The 19037-nt window shown below is 40.2% G+C and carries 15 protein-coding genes; 12 read left to right on the top strand and 3 right to left on the bottom strand.

Annotation, left to right across the window (positions count from 1 at the left end; translation table 11 throughout):
* Positions 1-9 precede the first annotated feature (9 nt).
* From PALPR_RS03085 to PALPR_RS03060, 6 genes are all read left to right on the top strand, one after another.
* The gene (locus PALPR_RS03085; protein WP_013444151.1) at positions 10-429 is read left to right on the top strand and encodes a GtrA family protein; all 420 of its coding nucleotides are present in this window, start codon (positions 10-12) and stop codon (positions 427-429) included.
* Positions 430-432: 3 nt separating this feature from the next.
* Complete coding sequence (locus PALPR_RS03080; RefSeq protein ID WP_013444150.1) at positions 433-1368, top strand: glycosyltransferase family 2 protein; 936 nt, start codon at positions 433-435, stop codon at positions 1366-1368.
* A 52-nt stretch (positions 1369-1420) separates the two neighbouring features.
* Positions 1421-2164 carry an MBL fold metallo-hydrolase gene (locus PALPR_RS03075; RefSeq protein WP_013444149.1) on the top strand — a complete coding sequence of 248 codons (744 nt, stop codon included), beginning with the start codon at positions 1421-1423 and terminating at the stop codon, positions 2162-2164.
* A 178-nt stretch (positions 2165-2342) separates the two neighbouring features.
* The gene (locus tag PALPR_RS03070; protein ID WP_013444148.1) at positions 2343-4385 is read left to right on the top strand and encodes a thioredoxin domain-containing protein; all 2043 of its coding nucleotides are present in this window, start codon (positions 2343-2345) and stop codon (positions 4383-4385) included.
* 173 nt (positions 4386-4558) lie between these two features.
* On the top strand, positions 4559-5836 hold the full coding sequence (locus PALPR_RS03065) for a putative DNA modification/repair radical SAM protein (RefSeq protein ID WP_013444147.1): 1278 nt from the start codon (positions 4559-4561) through the stop codon (positions 5834-5836).
* 147 nt (positions 5837-5983) lie between these two features.
* Complete coding sequence (locus PALPR_RS03060) at positions 5984-6745, top strand: TIGR03915 family putative DNA repair protein (protein ID WP_013444146.1); 762 nt, start codon at positions 5984-5986, stop codon at positions 6743-6745.
* A 122-nt stretch (positions 6746-6867) separates the two neighbouring features.
* Here PALPR_RS03060 and PALPR_RS03055 read toward each other — a convergent pair whose 3' ends face one another.
* Positions 6868-8694 (bottom strand): YgiQ family radical SAM protein, encoded by a 1827-nt coding sequence (locus PALPR_RS03055; RefSeq protein WP_013444145.1) that lies wholly within the window; start codon positions 8692-8694, stop codon positions 6868-6870.
* A gap of 566 nt (positions 8695-9260) precedes the next feature.
* On the opposite strand from PALPR_RS03055, the gene PALPR_RS03050 reads away from it, so the two are divergent.
* The 6 genes from PALPR_RS03050 (at position 9261) to gcvT (ending at position 15743) form a co-directional block, all read left to right on the top strand.
* Complete coding sequence (locus PALPR_RS03050; protein WP_013444144.1) at positions 9261-9836, top strand: hypothetical protein; 576 nt, start codon at positions 9261-9263, stop codon at positions 9834-9836.
* A 99-nt stretch (positions 9837-9935) separates the two neighbouring features.
* A complete protein-coding gene (locus PALPR_RS03045) occupies positions 9936-10616 on the top strand; it encodes a hypothetical protein (RefSeq protein ID WP_013444143.1) in 681 nt (226 codons plus the stop codon).
* Positions 10617-10822: 206 nt separating this feature from the next.
* Positions 10823-11194 carry an endonuclease domain-containing protein gene (locus tag PALPR_RS03040; RefSeq protein ID WP_013444142.1) on the top strand — a complete coding sequence of 124 codons (372 nt, stop codon included), beginning with the start codon at positions 10823-10825 and terminating at the stop codon, positions 11192-11194.
* Positions 11195-12326: 1132 nt separating this feature from the next.
* Complete coding sequence (locus tag PALPR_RS03035) at positions 12327-13064, top strand: DUF6261 family protein (RefSeq protein WP_013444141.1); 738 nt, start codon at positions 12327-12329, stop codon at positions 13062-13064.
* A 284-nt stretch (positions 13065-13348) separates the two neighbouring features.
* On the top strand, positions 13349-14572 hold the full coding sequence (gene pepT, locus PALPR_RS03025) for a peptidase T (protein ID WP_013444140.1): 1224 nt from the start codon (positions 13349-13351) through the stop codon (positions 14570-14572).
* A gap of 100 nt (positions 14573-14672) precedes the next feature.
* On the top strand, positions 14673-15743 hold the full coding sequence (gene gcvT / locus PALPR_RS03020) for a glycine cleavage system aminomethyltransferase GcvT (protein ID WP_013444139.1): 1071 nt from the start codon (positions 14673-14675) through the stop codon (positions 15741-15743).
* Between the two features lie 77 nt (positions 15744-15820).
* Here gcvT and PALPR_RS03015 read toward each other — a convergent pair whose 3' ends face one another.
* Together PALPR_RS03015 and PALPR_RS03010 are read right to left on the bottom strand one after the other, a co-directional pair.
* Positions 15821-18121: an NADP-dependent malic enzyme gene (locus PALPR_RS03015; RefSeq protein WP_013444138.1), complete on the bottom strand. Its 2301-nt coding sequence runs from the start codon at positions 18119-18121 to the stop codon at positions 15821-15823.
* A gap of 115 nt (positions 18122-18236) precedes the next feature.
* Positions 18237-18881 (bottom strand): M15 family metallopeptidase, encoded by a 645-nt coding sequence (locus tag PALPR_RS03010; RefSeq protein WP_013444137.1) that lies wholly within the window; start codon positions 18879-18881, stop codon positions 18237-18239.
* Between the last annotated feature and the right edge of the window lie 156 nt (positions 18882-19037).

Raw genomic sequence — 19037 nt, 5'->3', positions numbered from 1 at the left:
AGCGACTCAATGATTTCTACATTTTTAAAGAAATATGCCAATCATGGAATAACACGTTTTATTAAATACGGGCTGGTTGGCTGTTTGGGCTTATTGGTCGATATGGCAGTATTTTACGTTATGAATAAAAAACTTGGAATAAACTATGTAATTTCCAACATAACCAGTTCGTCGCTGGCGGTAGTACATAATTTTATTCTGAACAGCTATTTTACGTTCAATGTCACGGATAGGAAATTGAGACGTTTTCTGGCATTTTATGCCATAGCCCTTGTCGGTATGGCTGTCAGTACAGGTTTGCTGATACTATTTATCGACCTCCTGAAATTAGATAGTATGATTTCCAAACTAATATCAATAATTATTGTTGCATTACTACAGTATTTCTTCAATAATAAACTAACTTTTAGAACCAAAAAATCAGAATAGATAATGAATACACTTTCAGTTATTGTACCCTGCTACAACGAAGAAGCGGTGATTACCGAATCGTATAGCCGACTTAAAAAGGTGTTGGAAGGTATAAAAACGCACAAAACCGAAATAATTTTTATCAACGATGGCAGCAAAGATCGCACAGCTGAAATGCTGACAGACATTGCAACCGCCGATAAACAGGTGAAAGTGCTGCATTTCTCCCGCAATTTTGGTCATCAACCGGCTGTAACTGCCGGAATACACTGTTGCGAATCCGATTTGGCGGTGATTATTGATGCCGACTTGCAAGATCCACCAGAACTTATACCGGACTTGCTGGAAACGCAATCCAGGGAGCAAGCTAACGTAGTGTATTGTGTCAGAGACGAAAGAAAAGGTGAAAGTATATTCAAAAAACTGTCTGCTCGCTTGTTTTACCGTTCGATGAACTACTTGTCAGAAGTGAATTTTCCACTTGATACGGGAGACTTTCGATTAATAGACCGACAGGTAATGGATGAATTCAAGAAGTTTCGTGAAAAAGGTAAATACATTCGCGGAATAATCAGTTGGATTGGTTTTAAGCAGGTTCCGTTTCTCTACCAGCGACAAGCCCGTTTTGCCGGTGAAACCAAGTATCCGCTCAGCAAGATGATTCAGTTTGCATCGACTGCTATGCTGTATTTCTCTAAAAAACCGTTGAAACTAGCTACCGGAATGGGTTTTATCACCGTACTGATAGGAATAGTTTATGCGGCTTACACCCTCGTGGGCAAAATAGTAGGTTACACGCATGCACTTTCCGGATGGAGTTCGTTGATTATTCTGATAACGTTCTTCGGTGGTGTACAGCTTCTTACGGTTGGAGTACTGGGTCAATATATCGGAATTCTTTTCGACGAAGTCAAAGACAGGCCGGAGTATATTATCGACAAAAAAGATAATTGCTGACCTTATAACTAAGATTAATAACCTGATAATAATAATTTAAAAATTTGAAGTTATGAATAGAAAACTAAGAATCAATTGGCAAACAATCAAAGTTACGACTGTTGTATTGTTGCTTGCATCCATATCAGTAATGAAACTACAGGCTCAAACATCCAAAATGGAACCAACTGAAACGAAAGAAATCGTAAAGGGAATTTATTCAATAAAAGACTCGTTTGTAAACCTGTTTATCCTACAGGATGGTGATGGTTATATCGTTGTGGATGCCGGAACCAATGTTGGATATATAACTCAGGAACTTGAGAAATTGAAAATAAATCCTGACAAAGTAACTGCGATGTTCCTCACACATTCGCATCCCGATCATGTGGCGGCTGTGGCTTTATTTAAAAATGCAACCATTTACCTGTCCAATACCGAATTACCGACAGTGGCAACCGAAAAGCCTCAGTATCTGACCCTCAATAAGACCGAATACAAGAACAAGTATGTTTTATTGAACGATCAGCAGGTAGTGCGGATAAAGAGCCTGAGCGTTAAAGCCATTCAAACTCCCGGACATACACCCGGTTCAATTTCTTATTTAGTCAATGATAAATATCTGTTTGTAGGTGACGCATTTAGTTTGGTGAACGGAAAAGTAGCTAAACCCAATGAAGGCTATACAAAAGACATGAAATCGGCTATAGCCTCTTTCGACAAAATAAAAAGGCTTCCTAAAGCTGAATATATATTTACTGCTCATACCGGCTACAGCAGCGACTACAAAACAGCTGTTCAGACCGAACTAAAATAAGAATAAACAATATTGTTTACCAAGACCATCTCCTGCAGATGGTCTTTTTTTTTGCTCCCTTCCCTCCTATTCTTTTTGATTCTTACAAACACATCCAGCTTCACGGTGTTATATAGTTTTAAACTGCCGGTTGAACTGTTACCAACAGGAATACAGCCCAATAAACAAAGCAAAAACTATGAGTACATCCGAACATAAATACACTAACCACCTGATTCATGAAAGCAGCCCCTACCTGCTTCAGCATGCTCATAATCCTGTTGACTGGTATCCATGGAGTCAGGAGGCGTTGAATAAAGCGAAAAAAGAGAATAAAAACTTACTGATAAGCATAGGCTACGCTGCCTGTCACTGGTGCCACGTTATGGAGCGTGAATGCTTTGAGGATGAAGAAGTAGCCCGTTATATGAACGAGCACTTTGTGGCTATTAAAGTTGACAGGGAAGAACGACCGGATATTGATCAGATTTACATGACTGCGGTACAATTGCTGACCGAACGGGGAGGCTGGCCGTTAAATTGTGTGGCGTTGCCCGATGGCAGACCGATTTACGGCGGAACATATTTTCCCAAAGCGCAATGGTTGGATATGCTTAATCAGGTATCCGGTTTTATTCAGCTTCATCCTGATAAAACTGAAAATCAGGCTCGGGCGCTCACCGAGGGTGTTCAAAACAATGAAATGATTTATCGTGCGGATTTGCCGGGATTGGAAGCCACTGTTAACGACCAGGAAGATATTTTTTATCACATTCAGGCCGGCATCGATACGGTAAACGGCGGATATGGCACAGCACCTAAGTTTCCTATGCCATCGAGCCTACAGTTTTTACTTCATTTTCATCATTTATCGGGCAACAATGATGCCCTGAAAGCTTTGACCACCACTTTAGATAGAATGGCTTTTGGAGGTATTTATGATCAGATTGGAGGTGGATTCGCACGCTATGCTACTGACGAAGCCTGGAAAATTCCGCATTTCGAAAAGATGCTCTACGACAATGCTCTGCTGGTAAGTGTTTATGCATCGGCTTTTCAGTACAATCGTAATCCGCATTATGAAAAAGTCCTGCACGAAACGCTGGAGTTTGTAAGCAGTGAGTTAACCTCACCGGATGGTGGATTTTATTCTTCACTGGATGCAGATAGTGAGGGAGTTGAAGGAAAATTCTATGTTTGGACTTTTGATGAGCTACAAACTATACTGGGCAAAAATGCGGGATTGATAATGGATTATTTTCAGGTGACGGCAGCAGGTAACTGGGAAGAATCGCAGAATATTCTCTACCGCAAGGGAAATGATGAAGAAATAGCGCGAAAGCATAATCTTAGCACTGTGGAACTCTCAGAAAGTATAGCTCAAGCCAGAGAACTATTGCAAACTGTACGGGCAAAAAGGCAGAAACCCATGCTTGACGATAAAATACTGACTTCGTGGAATGCTCTTATGTTGAAAGGATATTGTGATGCTTATCGGGTTACCGCTAAGGCTGAATACCTGCAAGCAGCTTTACGGAATGCAAATTTTATTTTGCGCTATATGAAATCGGCAGACAATGGTTTGTTCAGAAATTATAAAAACGGAAAAGCCTCCATTCCTGCGTTTCTTGACGATTATGCATTCATAATACAGGCATTTATATCCTTATATCAGAATACTTTTGATGAACAATGGTTGGTTGAAGCAAGCGAGTTAACGGAATATACCGTCTCACATTTTTATGATCCGGAGAGCGGCATGTTTTATTACACTTCGGATACCGAACCCGCTCTGATAGCCCGTAAAATGGAAATTTCGGACAATGTAATCCCTTCTTCAAATTCAGAAATGGGGAAAAATCTGTTTGTTTTAGGGCATTATTTCTATAATGATCAGTATATCACTATGTCCGAAAAAATGCTCAATAATGTTCGTCAAAATGCTTTACAGGGTGGAATTTACTATGCTAACTGGGATATTTTGATGGGTTGGTTTGCCTCTGCTCCTTATGAGGTGTCGGTTGTGGGTAAAAATAGCGATTTATTAAGAAAAGAATTGAATACTCATTATTTGCACAATATAATTCTTTCCGGAACTAAATTCGAAAGTAATTTACCCGTTCTCAAAGGCAAATGGAGTGCGGATGAGACATTGATTTATGTGTGTAGAAATCACGTTTGTCAGGCTCCCGTGAGTGATCTTAGGGCTGCATTGCAAATGATTAAACAGGTTCATATCTAACTACAGACTTCATAATCTAATTTGCATTATAGCAATTGTTTATAACTGTTCCGATGCGTACTCGTAAGCTGGTTTTGTATATGTTTTTGATTCGGGAATAACTTATCAACAATTGCTTTTTTTTAATTATTTCATGAATTTTTTCTGATGCAAAATTTGTTACTTTGTACTGTATGAAAGAAGAAGTTCTCGAAAAACTCAAAACCCTTGCTGAATCGGCGAAGTACGATGTTTCGTGCGCCTCCAGCGGTACCACACGGAAAAATACTCCGGGTGGCATTGGCAATACATCCGGTTGGGGAATCTGTCATAGTTTTACTGAGGACGGTCGATGTGTGTCATTACTCAAAATCATGCTTACCAATTATTGCATTTACGATTGTGCGTATTGCATCAACCGGCGTAGCAATGATATTCGTCGCGCTACCTTTTCGGTGGATGAATTGGTGGAGCTGACCATCGAGTTTTACCGTAGGAACTATATCGAAGGATTGTTTTTGAGTTCGGGTGTAATCAATAATCCCGATTACACCATGGAGCGCATGGTGCGTGTGATAAAGCAATTACGCACAGTACATCGCTACAACGGCTACATTCACATGAAAAGTATCCCGGGAGCCAGTGAACAACTGGTGCGCGAAGCCGGACTGTATGCTGATCGCCTGAGCGTGAATATAGAAATACCCACTGAACAAAATCTCAAAATGCTGGCGCCTGAGAAAGACCATAAAAGTGTTTTTGCTCCGATGCTGTATATTCAGCAAGGTGTGCTCGAAAGTACCGAAGACAGGCAGAAACATCGCTCTGCTCCACGCTTTGCCCCTGCCGGACAAAGTACGCAAATGATTATTGGTGCTACAGATGATAATGATAAGCAAATTCTCAATATATCTGCCTCGATGTACGAACGTCCAAGTCTGAAGCGGGTGTATTATTCGGGCTATATTCCGATAAATACCAACGATAACCGCTTGCCGGCGCTCGTAAAACCACCTTTGGTGCGTGAGAACCGTTTGTATCAGGCCGATTGGCTAATGCGGTTTTATGAATTCAAAGTGGATGAAATTGTAGATGATGCATTTCCTAACCTCGACCTGGAGATTGACCCGAAACTGGCATGGGCACTCCGTCATCCTGAACATTTTCCGGTGGATATCAACAAAGCCGATTACACACAGATACTTCGTATTCCGGGTATAGGTGTGAAAACAGCTAAGATGATTATAGTTACGCGCCGATACGGTAGGATAACCTCCGACTCGCTGAAAAAAATGGGTGTATCGTTGAAAAAAGCGCAGTATTTCATTACCTGCAACGAGTTATCTTCAGTAAAAGTCAATGATACCTCGCCCGAATATGTGAGACGGATACTTACAGAGAAGAAGTTTGCTAAAGGCAAAGATAACAGGCAACAAATGTCGTTATTGTTTGAAGAAACTCCTAACCCCTAAAGGGGAATTATATTAGTTTCGTCTGGTAATATTCTTCTTAATTTGATTGATTAGTTTCAATTTAAATAATTCTCGCAATCCACTCTTGTCCCCCTTTAGGCTTCGGCGTGAGCTCAGTCGAACGGGGTTAGGGGTTTTCAATACTCTATGATCATTTTCCGCTACGATAAAACATTTGAAGGTTTGCTCACCGCTGTGTTCGATGCTTACAACCGCAGAACTTTCCCCGACCGATTACTGGACGAGGCAGAGGTTGAGCCCTTGTTTGCCGACGAATGTCACACTGTTATCACCGATAATGCAAAATCTGATCGTGTGTGGCAAGGCTTGCGGAAAAAGTTGATGCCTATCAGCTGCAATATGATCAGATATGTGTGGCTGTCGGAACTACCGGGGAGTGACGAACTGATTTTTCGTTATATACGTAAAACATTTGACAGCAAGCATTCTATTGAGCTGAATTTTGCCGATGACGATGTGTTGCAAGTGCGAAATCTGGCAAAAAAAGTGGATAAGGAGCGATGCAGGTTGATAGAACTGGTACGTTTCCAAAAAGCAGCTGATGACATTTTCTTTGCACCTGTGTCGCCCGATCATAACAGCCTACCGCTGACCCTGGAGCATTTTTCTGATCGATTTGCAGACCAAAAATGGATTATCTACGATACTAGACGCAATTACGGCTATTATTACGACCTGAAAACAGTGAGCGAAATGACACTCGACAGCAAGGATCTTTTCCCCGAAGGTAAACTGGATGAAAAATTGATGGCGGAAGACGAAAAACTCTTTCAGGACTTGTGGAAAGGTTATTTCAAATCGATGACCATCAAAGAGCGCATCAACCTGAAACTCCAGCGGCAACATTTGCCCGAGCGGTATTGGAAGTACTTGACGGAGAAACAGTAAGATTTTCAACCTCTAACTTTTCAACCTCTGCCAGAGTCCTTCGGACTGCTGACAGGGTTGTAATTGTCAACTCTGACAGCAGACGAAGTCCTTGTCAGCAGTTGAAAAAAAATTCGAGAATTTTATTTCTGAAACAGTTTCTTTAGTAAATCCGGGCGTTTCATTCGGTTCAAATCTTTGATGATTTGATTCTTATATTCTCCCTTATACCAGAAAAAGAATTTACGTTGCTCCAACTTTTCATCTTTGCTTTTAGCGGTAAAAATCGGTTCCAATGTGTAAGGATGATAGCCAGAATAATAAATTTCGGTAGCCAGTGTCATGGGTGTAGGAGTAAAATCCTGCACCTGTTCCAACTTAAAATCGAAGCTTTTGGTCAGCGCTGCCAGTTCGGCCATATCTTCGTTGTGGCAACCCGGGTGACTCGAGATAAAGTAGGGAATCAGCTGTTGATTTAGTCCTGCCTCTCGGTTGATTCGCTCAAATTTCTTTTTAAACTCGCCAAAATAGGCAAAGCTGGGTTTACGCATCAGGTTTAGCACCGCGTCCGACGTATGCTCGGGAGCAATCTTCAACCGTCCGGAAACGTGGTTGGTAATCAGTTCGCGGATATATTCCTCGTGGCTTTTGTTTACTTCCACATTTTTAGGGTCGGTCAGCAAAATGTCGTAACGCACACCGCTGCCGATAAATGACTTTTTGATACCCGGCAACTGATCGACCGAGCGGTAAATATCCAGCAAAGGTGTATGATCGGTATTCAGATTAAAGCAGGGTTTCGGGAAAATGCAGGACGGTTTTTGACATTGCCGGCAGATATACAGGTTCTTCCCTTTCATCTTGTACATATTGGCCGATGGACCGCCCAAATCGCTCAGATAGCCCTTGAAATCGGGCATAGCGGTAATCTTTTTCACCTCATTCAGTATCGATTCTTTGGAACGCGACACAATATGCTTGCCCTGATGAGCCGAAATGGTACAAAACGAGCAGCCGCCAAAGCATCCGCGATGCATGTTTACCGAGAACTTAATCATTTCGTAGGCCGGAATGGTCTTGCCCTTGTATTTGGGGTGCGGCACGCGTGTGTAGGGCAAATCGTACGAAGCATCCAGTTCGGCCTCTTTCAGCGGTTCGTAGGGTGGGTTGACTATCACCCAGCGGTTGCCCGTTTTTTGCAACAACCGGTTGGCCTCGTATTTATTCGATTCTTTTTCGATATGCTTGAAGTTGGAAGCATATAACTTTTTATCTTTCAGGCAAACCTCGTGCGAAACCAGTTCCAGGTTTTTCCATTTCGGATGAGCCGGAATTTCCTTCGATAAAAACGAGGTTTGTGGTATGTTTGTCATCTCTTTGAAGGTTTTACCTTCGCGAATCTGTTTTATCAGTTCCACTATAGGCTTCTCTCCCATCCCATAAATGAGCAAATCTGCCTTGGAATCGACCAAAATGCTTGGCATAAGTTTATCCGACCAATAATCGTAATGTGTGTAGCGGCGCAGCGAAGCTTCGATTCCACCGATGACAAGGGGCACTTCCGGATATAATTTTTTGATAATAGTGGCATAGGTAATGGTGCAATAATCAGGACGCATACCCGATTTTCCATCAGGGGTGTACGCGTCGTCAGACCGCAGGCGTTTGTTGGCCGTGTAATGGTTTACCATGGAATCCATATTGCCCGCTGAAATGGCAAAAAACATGCGTGGACGCCCCATCTTTTTGAAATCGCGCAGGTCGTCGCGCCAGTTAGGCTGAGGCACAATGGCCACCTGTAGTCCCTGTGCTTCGAGTAAGCGCCCGATAACAGCCGCCCCGAAAGCAGGATGGTCGATATACGCATCGCCACTGAAAAGGATCACGTCTACTTCGTTCCAACCGCGAAGTTCCAGTTCTTTTTTGGTAGTAGGAAGAAAATCGGTGAGTTGATATATTTTGGTTTGCATAAAGTTTTCTGTAAAAAACACTTCTGTAGGCTTTTGGTTCAAAAGCGAACAACCGCTTCGAGCGGTTTGTCGCTTTTATGCCGACAGAATACTGATTTGTTTGTGATGGTACAAAGGTACGGAAATAATCTATTTCTGTAGTACGCGAGTAGTTTCAGTTAATTGTAAGAAGAATTAATTATATTTGTAGGTGAAAATTAGATGTTTCTTTATTTCCTAACCGCCCCTAAATCTCCTAAAGGGGACTTAAAGAGTGGTATGCGGGATTTATACTCGTTATGCGTACCGCTTTTTAGGAGTCGAAAGTAGCTTCAAGCCCCTTTAGGGGTTTGGGGCGGTTGAAATGTTGAAATAGCTATCCAGTGAATCTCTCAGACAAACTGTATTATCCGCCCCTAAATCCCCTGAAGGGGACTTAAAGAGTGGTTTGCGAGATTTATACTGGTTGTGCGTACCTTTTTTAGGAGTCGAAAGTAACTTAAAGCCCCTTTAGGGGTTTGGGGCGGATAAGAAAATAGAATTAGAAAACAATGCATTAGGTTGTAGAATAATTTTAATCTAATTATATGAAAGGACATTATTTACGAAGAGATTTGAGAATTAGGGTAACAAAAGATATTATTTCACCATTACAAGTCAAATTAGACAATATAAAGGAGATTTGCTCGAAGGATGGTTACATTTATTGGGATAGTATTTATGCTGATGATACAGAGCATTTAGTGGGAACAGTATTTATTGTACTTCAAAACTACATCAATAGTAGTATATCGGATTTATATCCGGATTTATTGAAACTGTCAGATAAATATTCTATTGACAAAAAAGTAAACAATTCTCAAACTACAAGGATTGAATTAATTATAGCGATAGCCAATTATTACAAGCATCGGGATTCGCCATCAAAATTACGTTCTAATACAATTAAACCATTAAATGACTTAAAAATTGCATACAAGGAAATATATGATGAGCAAAATGAAATATACTCTCATATAGTTGGCTCATGTTCACCAGTTTTCGAAGGGTTAAGCCTTTTATCTGAATTGTGGGACTTCAATGATTTGATTAATATTGTTTCTGATTGGCGTGAAAACATGTGGCTAAATGAAGAAAAATCACCAACACTACAAGTTGAATAATAAAGAATATCACGGCTCTCAAGTCTGCTTCATCATGGTAATAGGATTGCAAAAGTATGATTGAATTAATGTTTCTAAATTTTAAATATATTGTTATTTATGAGAGATTTTAGCGAGTTTGAAAAAGATATTATCAAACGAATTGTTTCGGATTCTAACAAAGGGCAAATTGCCTCTTCAGTAAATATTATTATTGATGAGATGGAAAAAGTAAACATTGCTGCCATCGAGTGGGATAATACCTATACGTTTGTAAAATTTTATGGAGTTGAAAACGATAAATCATATGCAAAAGTACTTGATATTATTTTCTTATTGAAATATCTAGAAGAGAGCAGGTACATTTATTCTCATTTAAAAAAAGGGACAAATTCTAATTTTATTTGTGCTAGCAAATTTGTAAAACATGGTGATTACTATATCACCAAAAATATACTTAGTAGTGACGGAGTACATGTTAATGAATATCTAATGATTCACACAGATATAGGTAAAGAGATTGAAGAACGTTCAAAAAAATTAATTCATCCTTCTTACCTTCTTATAGATTTAGTTCTCAAAGATTTCAAAACACCAGAACAGCGCAAATTTGAGATACAATTGAATGAAGCTAAAAAGCAAACCAACTATTCGCGTGGAGCATTATACGCTTCGTTGGCTGCCTTAGTTCTTTCCTTAGTTTCAACTCTTTTTACAACATGTACTGATACCAAAATTGAGAATAAGCAGCTTAATCAAATCATACAGTCTATCGAGAAACAAGCAATTCCTAAGAAATAAGCAATGAAACTAATAAATAGCTTCATCTGCCCCTAATTATCTCCCGTTGGTCGCTGACCGTTGGTTCCCCTGAAGGGGACTTAAAGAGTGGTATGCGAGATTTATACTGGTTGTGCGTACCACATTTTAGGAGTCGAAAGTAACTTAAAGCCCCTTTAGGGGTTTGGGGCGGTTAGGAATGATTGAAAAACCAAAGAGAATATACTATGCAACGTACAGATTTACCAGATATGTTTTTTGGTGCAAAGCGGGCTATATTTCAAAATGCCTGTGAATTGCTTAAAGACATGACAGCGGCTGAAAATGTCCTTTGGGAGCGATTGAATAAAAGTCAGTTAGGCGTTCGGTTTAAAGCACAGCATCCGATAGACATTTTCATTGTCGATTTTTATTGTCATAAATATAAACTGGTGGTTGAAGTTGATGGTGAAATACATTTATCGCAAAAAGAATATGATGAAGGCCGGACGGCAGAATTAGAACGGTTTGGTATTACCGTTATTCGCTTTACAAATGAAGAAGTCCTGAATGATATAGACAAAGTTGTTGAAGAGATCAAAGAGTATTTGAGTAAATAAGTTAGCCAATTATCCGCCCCTAATTATCTCCCGTTGGTCGCTGACCGTTGGTTCCCCTAAAGGGGACTTAAAGAGTGGTTTGCGGGGTTTATACTCGTTTGTGTATACCGTATTTAGGAGTCGAAAGTAACTTCAAGCCCCTTTAGGGGTTTGGGGTGGTTGAAATGTTGAAATAGCTATCCAGTGAATCTCTCAGACAAACTGTATTTTTCCGCCCCTAAATCCCCTGAAGGGGACTTAAAGAGTGGTATGCGAGATTTATACTGGTTGTGCGTACCACATTTTAGGAGTCAAAAGTAACTTTAAGCCCCTTTAGGCTTCGGCGTGAGCTCAGTCGAACGGGGTTTGGGGCGGGTAAATAAACATTGAAGAAACTCCACAACCGGGTCACGCGAACCAGCGGTCATGACCAAAGGGAATAATTTCAATCGCGCATGTTTATATTTCAATTTCCGCGATTAGAAATCGCGAGACCCAAATTATTCCCTCTTTGCCCGCTGTTTCGCAAGACTCCATCCCTCCCATTTCCCCAAACTAAACAATTTATTATCCTATTCATTTTTTGGACAGTTCGCCGCATGTCTCTACCATCAATAAAGCGATACCTGTTAATGGATTTTAATTAATAAAAATAAACTATAATAAGCATACATGCATATATTTAAACTTATATATTTGCATAGTTAACTTTAGAGGCTAAGTGAACTTATATACAACGCATTAAATAGTTTTGGAGAAAGCTATTTTTACAGGTTTTATCAATGTTTTGAGCATTTCGGAGAGGCTTTTGGGTAGATAAACAATGCCTTTTTTGGTGCTGCAAAACTGCAGGAACACTTCCGGCACGCCTGAAAGCTTGCAGTAGTTTTGTAATAGAGTGTCCGGCACACCTTAAACCCTGCTGCAGTTTTACAACAGTGCTTCCGGTGTCCCCGAAAGAGTCCCGCAGTTTTGCGACAAGACATACGGCACGCCTGAAACCTTGCCGCAGTTTTGCAACGTTACTTCCGGCACGCCGGATGTGTTCCCGCCTTTCTGCACTGCGTGAATACGCCAACTGACTTGTAATTCGTAACTCGTAACTCGTAACTATCCTGCTAACCCTAATTGTAAATTAAAAATAAATGAATCTATGAAGAAAATTAAAACAGTGGATTTCTCTGATTTCCAAAACAACGAACATGGTCAGTTTCATTCGGTAATAAGAGATGAAATATCGGCTCAAGATCCAAACAGACTGGGAATAATGAAGTTCTTTCCGTCCTATGTGGCTGATGTGACTACCGAACTGGCTTCTATCGAGGTGGAGCAAGGCAGCCAGCACACCATAGGGATAGGCAAAGCAGATTTGCTTCGGGATCAACTTTATCGGTCGTTTGTATTGCAAATTCGGTCGGGTCTTATCGATTACGATCCTGCCATTCAGGCTGCTGCCGAACGTATTATCCGCATCGTCGATCAGATTGGCGATATGCGTCGGGAACCATACAACAAAGAAAGCGAAACCTTAGCCAGTTTGACTAACCAGATGAGAAACAATTATGCATCTGATGTAGCCTTATGCTCGGCTACCGATAAGTTGAATAAACTGGTTGATGCCAATAATTCATTTATTGCCAACTTTGGTACACGCACTGCCGAAGTAGCATCGCGCATCAGTGGCGATGTACGGGCAGCACGAGTTGCCACCGATGGAGACTACAAAAACATTGTCAGTGTTATCAATGCCTTGGTTCTGCTCAATGGCGAAGATCTATACAGTTCGTTTATCGACAAGGTGAACTATCAGATAGATTATTATAAAAATACCATCAACGCTCGTCGTAGCAAAGGCAAGGACGAAAGCAAGAGTACTCCTCCTACGGCTTAATTAAGAAAATAAGTTGGTGAATAATAACTCCCGCAAATGACACAAATACAGGCAAGCATTATGCTCTGATTTGGTTCATTTGCGGGAGTTTTTGTTTAGAGAGCGAATAACTGCTTCTAGCGATTTGTCGTATCAAAAAACCGGTTGTCTTAATTACCACCAAGACAGGTCGCAACCTACCCCTACCCGCCATAAACATTCTGTCAATAAAAAACGTCTCAAAACTGAATTTGTATACCATTTTTTGAGTATTTTTGCGTCGAAATTTAAAAATGAATATCATGATGAATATTACCGATCGTTTTTTGAAATACGTTGGTTTTACTACTACTTCCGACGAAAATACCAATATGACCCCCAGTACACCTGGACAAATGATTTTTGCAAAACATTTGGTAGAAGAACTTACTTCTATTGGATTGAAGGATGTTGATCTGGATAAAAACGGTTATGTAACAGCTACTTTACCGGCTAATACCGACAAAGATATACCTACTATCGGCTTTATTGCACACATGGATACTAGTCCGGATATGAGCGGGCGTCATGTAAAGGCAAGAGTGGTTCGTAATTACGATGGAAGCGATATTGTTTTGAATCAGGAAAAGAATATCGTTTTTGAAACTGAGAAATATCCCGAGATACTTCAGTATAAAGGGCAGGACATTGTGGTGACTGACGGTACTACCCTGCTTGGAGCCGACGATAAAGCCGGACTAGCCGAAATAGTTACGGCTATGGAATACCTGATAGCACATCCCGAAATTAAGCACGGCAAAATCAGAGTCGGCTTTACCCCCGATGAAGAAATCGGTCAGGGTGCCGATCATTTTGATGTGGCAAAATTTAATGCCGACTGGGCATACACGATGGATGGCGGTGAAATTGGCGAACTGGAGTTTGAGAACTTCAATGCGGCCGGAGCTAAGGTTTATTTTACCGGAACAAATGTTCATCCGGGATATGCGTACCATAAAATGATAAATTCTATGCGTATAGCTCAGCAATTTATTGGTATGATTCCACGTCATGAAACTCCGGAACATACGCAGGGTTACGAAGGTTTTTATCACCTAACCAACATTGAAGGAACAGTTGAAAAAACAACGCTGAGTTATATTATTCGCGACCATGATCGCGATAGGTTCGAACGTCGAAAAAAAGAAATACAACATTTGGTCAATAAGATTAATGCTGAGTTTGGTGAAGGTACTGCTACCATCGAGATTAAAGATCAGTATTTCAATATGCGTGAAAAAATTGAGCCGGTTATGCACGTGGTCGATTTGGCTTTTGAAGCAATGGAAGCTGTTGGCGTTAAGCCCAACGTCAAACCTATTCGTGGTGGAACCGATGGCTCGCGATTATCATACATGGGTCTTCCCTGCCCCAACATTTTTGCAGGCGGACATAATTTCCACGGACGATTTGAATATGTACCCGTTCAATCTATGGAAAAAGCCATGCAGGTGGTGGTAAAAATAGTAGAAATACTGGCGAATAAATAAAAGCTCCCTAAATTCCCCGAAGGGGACTTAAAATGAATATAAATAATTAAATAACAACAATACTAACCAAATCCTTTTTATGCGGTTTGGGGTCATGATTATGAAAACAACTCCATTTACAAACAAACACATTGCTCTGGGAGCAAAAATGCACGAATTTGCAGGTTATAATATGCCGATTGAATACAGCGGAATAACCGATGAACACATGACGGTTCGTAACGGTGTAGGAGTCTTTGATGTGTCTCACATGGGTGAATTTTGGGTAAAAGGTCCTAATGCATTGGCTTTTCTCCAGAAAGTAACTTCAAACGATGTTTCCGTGTTGCCACTCGGTAAGGCGCAGTATTCTTGCTTCCCTAATGGTAAAGGGGGTATCGTTGACGACTTATTGGTTTATCATTTCGAAGAAAACAAATACCTGTTGGTGGTAAATGCCTCTAATATCGAAAAAGACTGGAATTGGTGTGTTGAGAATAACACCGAAGGTGCAGAACTTGAAAATGCTTCCGATTGGATGGCGCAGCTGGCTGTGCAAGGTCCTAAAGCAACAGAAATGTTGCAGAAGCTGACCGGCACTGATCTTTCGCAGATTCCTTATTACGGCTTTGCAGTTGGTGATTTTGCAGGTGTCGAAAACGTTATTCTTTCTAACACAGGTTATACCGGTGCGGGAGGTTTCGAATTATATTTTTATCCTGAACATGGGGATAAAATTTGGGATGCACTTTTCGCTACTGGTGCCGAATTCGGAATTAAACCAATCGGCTTGGGAGCGCGTGATTCGTTGCGCCTCGAAAAGGGTTTTTGCTTGTATGGAAATGATATTGATGATACCACATCGCCTATCGAAGCCGGCTTAGGTTGGATTACCAAGTTTGCTGACGGAAAAAACTTTATTGACCGTTCGTTGCTTGAAAAGCAAAAAGCCGAAGGCGTAAGCCGTAAGTTGGTACGTTTTGAATTAAAAGAACGTGGCATTCCCCGTCATGAATATAGCATTGTAAATGAAACTGGAGATGTTATAGGAGTAGTAACTTCGGGAACTATGCTGCCTGATACCAAAAAAGGAATCGGAATGGGTTATGTTCAGGCTGCCTACAGCAAACCAGGTTCTGTGGTTTACATTCAGATAAGAAATAAAAATCTGGAAGCAATAGTAGTAAAATAAGAGCTTGAAGCAAAATAAATAAAAAAGGTCATTAACGATTGAGTTAATGACCTTTTTCTATTTATTGAGGACGCTGATTACAAATTGATTTTCGTATCAGAGTTTACTTTGATTTCTTCAACTATGGCATCAAGTACCGCAATGGCAGTCATGTTTACGATGTCACGCACTGAACTTTCAACATCCAAAATATGAACCGGTTTGTTCAATCCCATTTGAATTGGTCCGATTGATTCGGCCAGACCCATTTCAATCAACATTTTATAAGCAGTGTTGGCTGAGCTTAAGTTAGGGAAAATCAATGTATTTACATTTTTACCGGCTAATTTTGAGAATGGGAACTTTTTGTCGCGAAGTTCTTTGTTCAAAGCAAAAGTTACCTGCATTTCTCCATCAACAAGCATTTCCGGATACTCTGTATGCAAAGTTTCTACTACCTGATGTACACTGGCCGGACTTCCTTGCTTGTCTGATCCAAAGTTCGAATAAGACAACATTGCCATTACTGGTTCGTGTGCAAAGAATTTTACGGTTTCGTGTGTCAGTTTAGCAATATCAATCAATGCTTCAGTCGATGGGTGACGATTAAACAATGTATCTGCCAGGAAGAAAGTTCCTTTCTTGGTATTCATGATTTGCATGGCAGCCATATGTTTCAAACCAGGACGTAAACCAATTACATCTTTAGCAGCCTGAACTGAGTCGGCATATTTAGTATACACACCGGTAATCAGCGCATCGGCCTCTCCGGTTTCCACCATCATCATACCAAAGTAGTTTCTTTCGTACATTTTCTCGTAAGCTTCGTCGAAAGTCATACCTTCGCGACTTCTTTTCTCTGAAAGTTTTTTAGCGTATATATTCCTGCGTTTTTCTTCTCTGTCGTGACGAAGATTGATAATTTCAATTCCGGTTAAGTCAATGTCATTTTCTGCAGCAATATTGGCTATTTTTTCTTCATTTCCGATCAAAATAGGGAAACAGATACCTTCAGCATAAGCCGATTCGGCTGCCTTAATCATATTTAGGTGATTGGATTCGGAGAATACAACACGTTTGGGATTTTGTTTCGCAGTTTCGTAGAAGTGACGTAGCATCTTGTTGTCGTTGCCCATCAATCCGCGAAGTTTATCGCAATATGCGTTCCAATCGGTAATGTCTTTGCGGGCTACTCCTGATTCCATAGCAGCTTTAGCTACAGCAGGAGCCACAATGGTCAACAAGCGTGGGTCAAGTGGTTTTGGAATAATATAGTCGCGTCCAAATGTAATACGTTTCAGATTATAAGCCGCATTTACAACATCAGGAACCGGTTTCTTTGTCAATTCTGCAATAGCACGAACAGCTGCCACTTTCATTTCCTCGTTAATACATTTGGCGCGTACATCCAAAGCTCCACGGAAAATGTAAGGGAATCCTAATACGTTATTGATTTGGTTAGGATGATCAGAACGTCCGGTAGCAAAAATAATGTCTTTACGTGCAGATAAAGCATCTTCATAAGATATTTCAGGATTAGGGTTAGCAAGTGCAAATACAATCGGATTAGCGTTCATAGATCGAACCATATCGATAGATAAAACTCCGGCTATAGATAATCCCAAAAATACGTCAGAGTCTTTTACAGCTTCGGCCAGTGTTGTGATAGTTCTGTCAGTCGCAAATGGTTTCTTTCTTGAATTTAAGTCGGTGCGTTGTTTGTTAATAACACCTTTAGAATCCACCATAACGATGTTCTCTAATTTAGCACCAAGCATCATATACAGTTGAGTACATGAATTGGCGGCAGCTCCTGCACCATTTACCACAATTTTTACATCTTCTATTTTCTTTCCAACCAATTCAAGAGCATTGATTAACCCGGCGGCAGATATAATAGCCGTACCGTGTTGGTCGTCGTGCATCAACGGAATGTCCAACTCAGCTTTCAAGCGCTCTTCAATTTCAAAACATTCTGGAGCCTTAATATCCTCAAGATTAATACCTCCAAAAGTCGGTGCAATGGCTTTCACTACCTGAATAAATTTCTCAGGATCTTTTTCATTTACCTCAATGTCAAAAACATCAATACCTGCAAAAATTTTAAACAATAAACCTTTTCCTTCCATTACCGGTTTTCCGGCCAGCGCACCTATATCTCCTAATCCTAGTACTGCTGTACCGTTAGAAATAACGGCTACTAAATTACCTTTTGAAGTGTAATCATAGGCTGTACTTTCATCTTTTTCAATTTCTAAACATGGCTCAGCAACTCCCGGAGAGTAAGCCAATGATAAATCACGTTGAGAACTGTAGGGTTTGGTAGGAACTACCTCGATTTTCCCAGGCTTCCCCTGAGAGTGATAGAGAAGAGCATCTTCTCTGGTTAACTTTGCCATAATTTTAATTCTAATGTGAGTTGTATATTATATTTGTATATATTTTTTTAATTTATCGCAAAAATACAAATTATTATGTCAATATGAAAGAAAATGTCGAAATATTCTTACAATATTATTTTAACTCGAAATGGTGGTCGTCATACTTTGCTGTAAAAGTGTGACCCCAGCGAAACCCTAGTTTTTTAAATTGCTGAACTACTGGATGATTGCTATAAAAAGTTCCGGGAACCTTAGCATCGTACTTTGCTCCTATAGGTCTGTCAATACGGTTTTTCTGACTCTTTTTCCAACGTTGAGGATTAAAGAAAGGATTAATATCAATAGCTAGTCCTTGAGCATGTTTAGAATAACTTACATTTCGGTAACAAAAACTATAAGTATTGTTTGCCTGCATTGATGCGTTATCATCCCAATTGTATTTTACTATCGGAATTACTCGCGCTACCGGAAATTTATTCTGTAGGATAAAACTAAATATTACTTTTATTTCAGGAGATATTTTTTTATTTGTGAGTACTTGCCCTCTATGGATTTTACCATCGGTTGAGTAGTATTGCACATCAATTAACTCCAGTTGATTAAGAACAGATTTCGGAGCTTTCGATCCCGAGATTGCCTCCTCCAGCGAGTAGTGGCAGTCAACTATAATCGCCTCACTTATTATATGCTTGTTGCTGGTGGTATTTGTTTTTCTTTCCGGATTACAAGATGTGAAAACGATAATAATAAAAATTGAAAGCCTGAAATATTTTATCATGTTGGTAGATAAACAATTATTTCTAACTAAACTATGCAGGTCTAAACTTCGTCGTTATATACTATGCGAATTAATGCAAAATATTGACTTGTAAATATCTGTTATTTAGTCGTTTGAATAGTGTTTTTTGTGATTTTTTCTGTTCTACGCAAAGTT

It is taken from the genome of Paludibacter propionicigenes WB4 (assembly GCF_000183135.1).
Taxonomy (GTDB): Bacteria; Bacteroidota; Bacteroidia; order Bacteroidales; family Paludibacteraceae; genus Paludibacter; species Paludibacter propionicigenes.
Note: the sequence above shows the minus strand (reverse complement) of the source record. Positions and strands in the feature narration are given on the sequence as shown.

Bases quoted from the DNA above. Each gene is read 5' to 3' on its own strand.
- gcvT (WP_013444139.1), top strand. From the start codon at position 14,673: ATGAAAACAACTCCATTTACAAACAAACACATTGCTCTGGGAGCAAAA.
- PALPR_RS03060 (WP_013444146.1), top strand. From the start codon at position 5,984: ATGATCATTTTCCGCTACGATAAAACATTTGAAGGTTTGCTCACCGCT.
- PALPR_RS03010 (WP_013444137.1), bottom strand. From the start codon at position 18,881: ATGATAAAATATTTCAGGCTTTCAATTTTTATTATTATCGTTTTCACA.
- PALPR_RS03055 (WP_013444145.1), bottom strand. From the start codon at position 8,694: ATGCAAACCAAAATATATCAACTCACCGATTTTCTTCCTACTACCAAA.
- PALPR_RS03050 (WP_013444144.1), top strand. From the start codon at position 9,261: ATGAAAGGACATTATTTACGAAGAGATTTGAGAATTAGGGTAACAAAA.
- PALPR_RS03080 (WP_013444150.1), top strand. From the start codon at position 433: ATGAATACACTTTCAGTTATTGTACCCTGCTACAACGAAGAAGCGGTG.
- PALPR_RS03065 (WP_013444147.1), top strand. From the start codon at position 4,559: ATGAAAGAAGAAGTTCTCGAAAAACTCAAAACCCTTGCTGAATCGGCG.
- PALPR_RS03075 (WP_013444149.1), top strand. From the start codon at position 1,421: ATGAATAGAAAACTAAGAATCAATTGGCAAACAATCAAAGTTACGACT.
- PALPR_RS03045 (WP_013444143.1), top strand. From the start codon at position 9,936: ATGAGAGATTTTAGCGAGTTTGAAAAAGATATTATCAAACGAATTGTT.
- PALPR_RS03015 (WP_013444138.1), bottom strand. From the start codon at position 18,121: ATGGCAAAGTTAACCAGAGAAGATGCTCTTCTCTATCACTCTCAGGGG.
- PALPR_RS03040 (WP_013444142.1), top strand. From the start codon at position 10,823: ATGCAACGTACAGATTTACCAGATATGTTTTTTGGTGCAAAGCGGGCT.
- PALPR_RS03070 (WP_013444148.1), top strand. From the start codon at position 2,343: ATGAGTACATCCGAACATAAATACACTAACCACCTGATTCATGAAAGC.
- PALPR_RS03085 (WP_013444151.1), top strand. From the start codon at position 10: ATGATTTCTACATTTTTAAAGAAATATGCCAATCATGGAATAACACGT.
- pepT (WP_013444140.1), top strand. From the start codon at position 13,349: ATGAATATTACCGATCGTTTTTTGAAATACGTTGGTTTTACTACTACT.
- PALPR_RS03035 (WP_013444141.1), top strand. From the start codon at position 12,327: ATGAAGAAAATTAAAACAGTGGATTTCTCTGATTTCCAAAACAACGAA.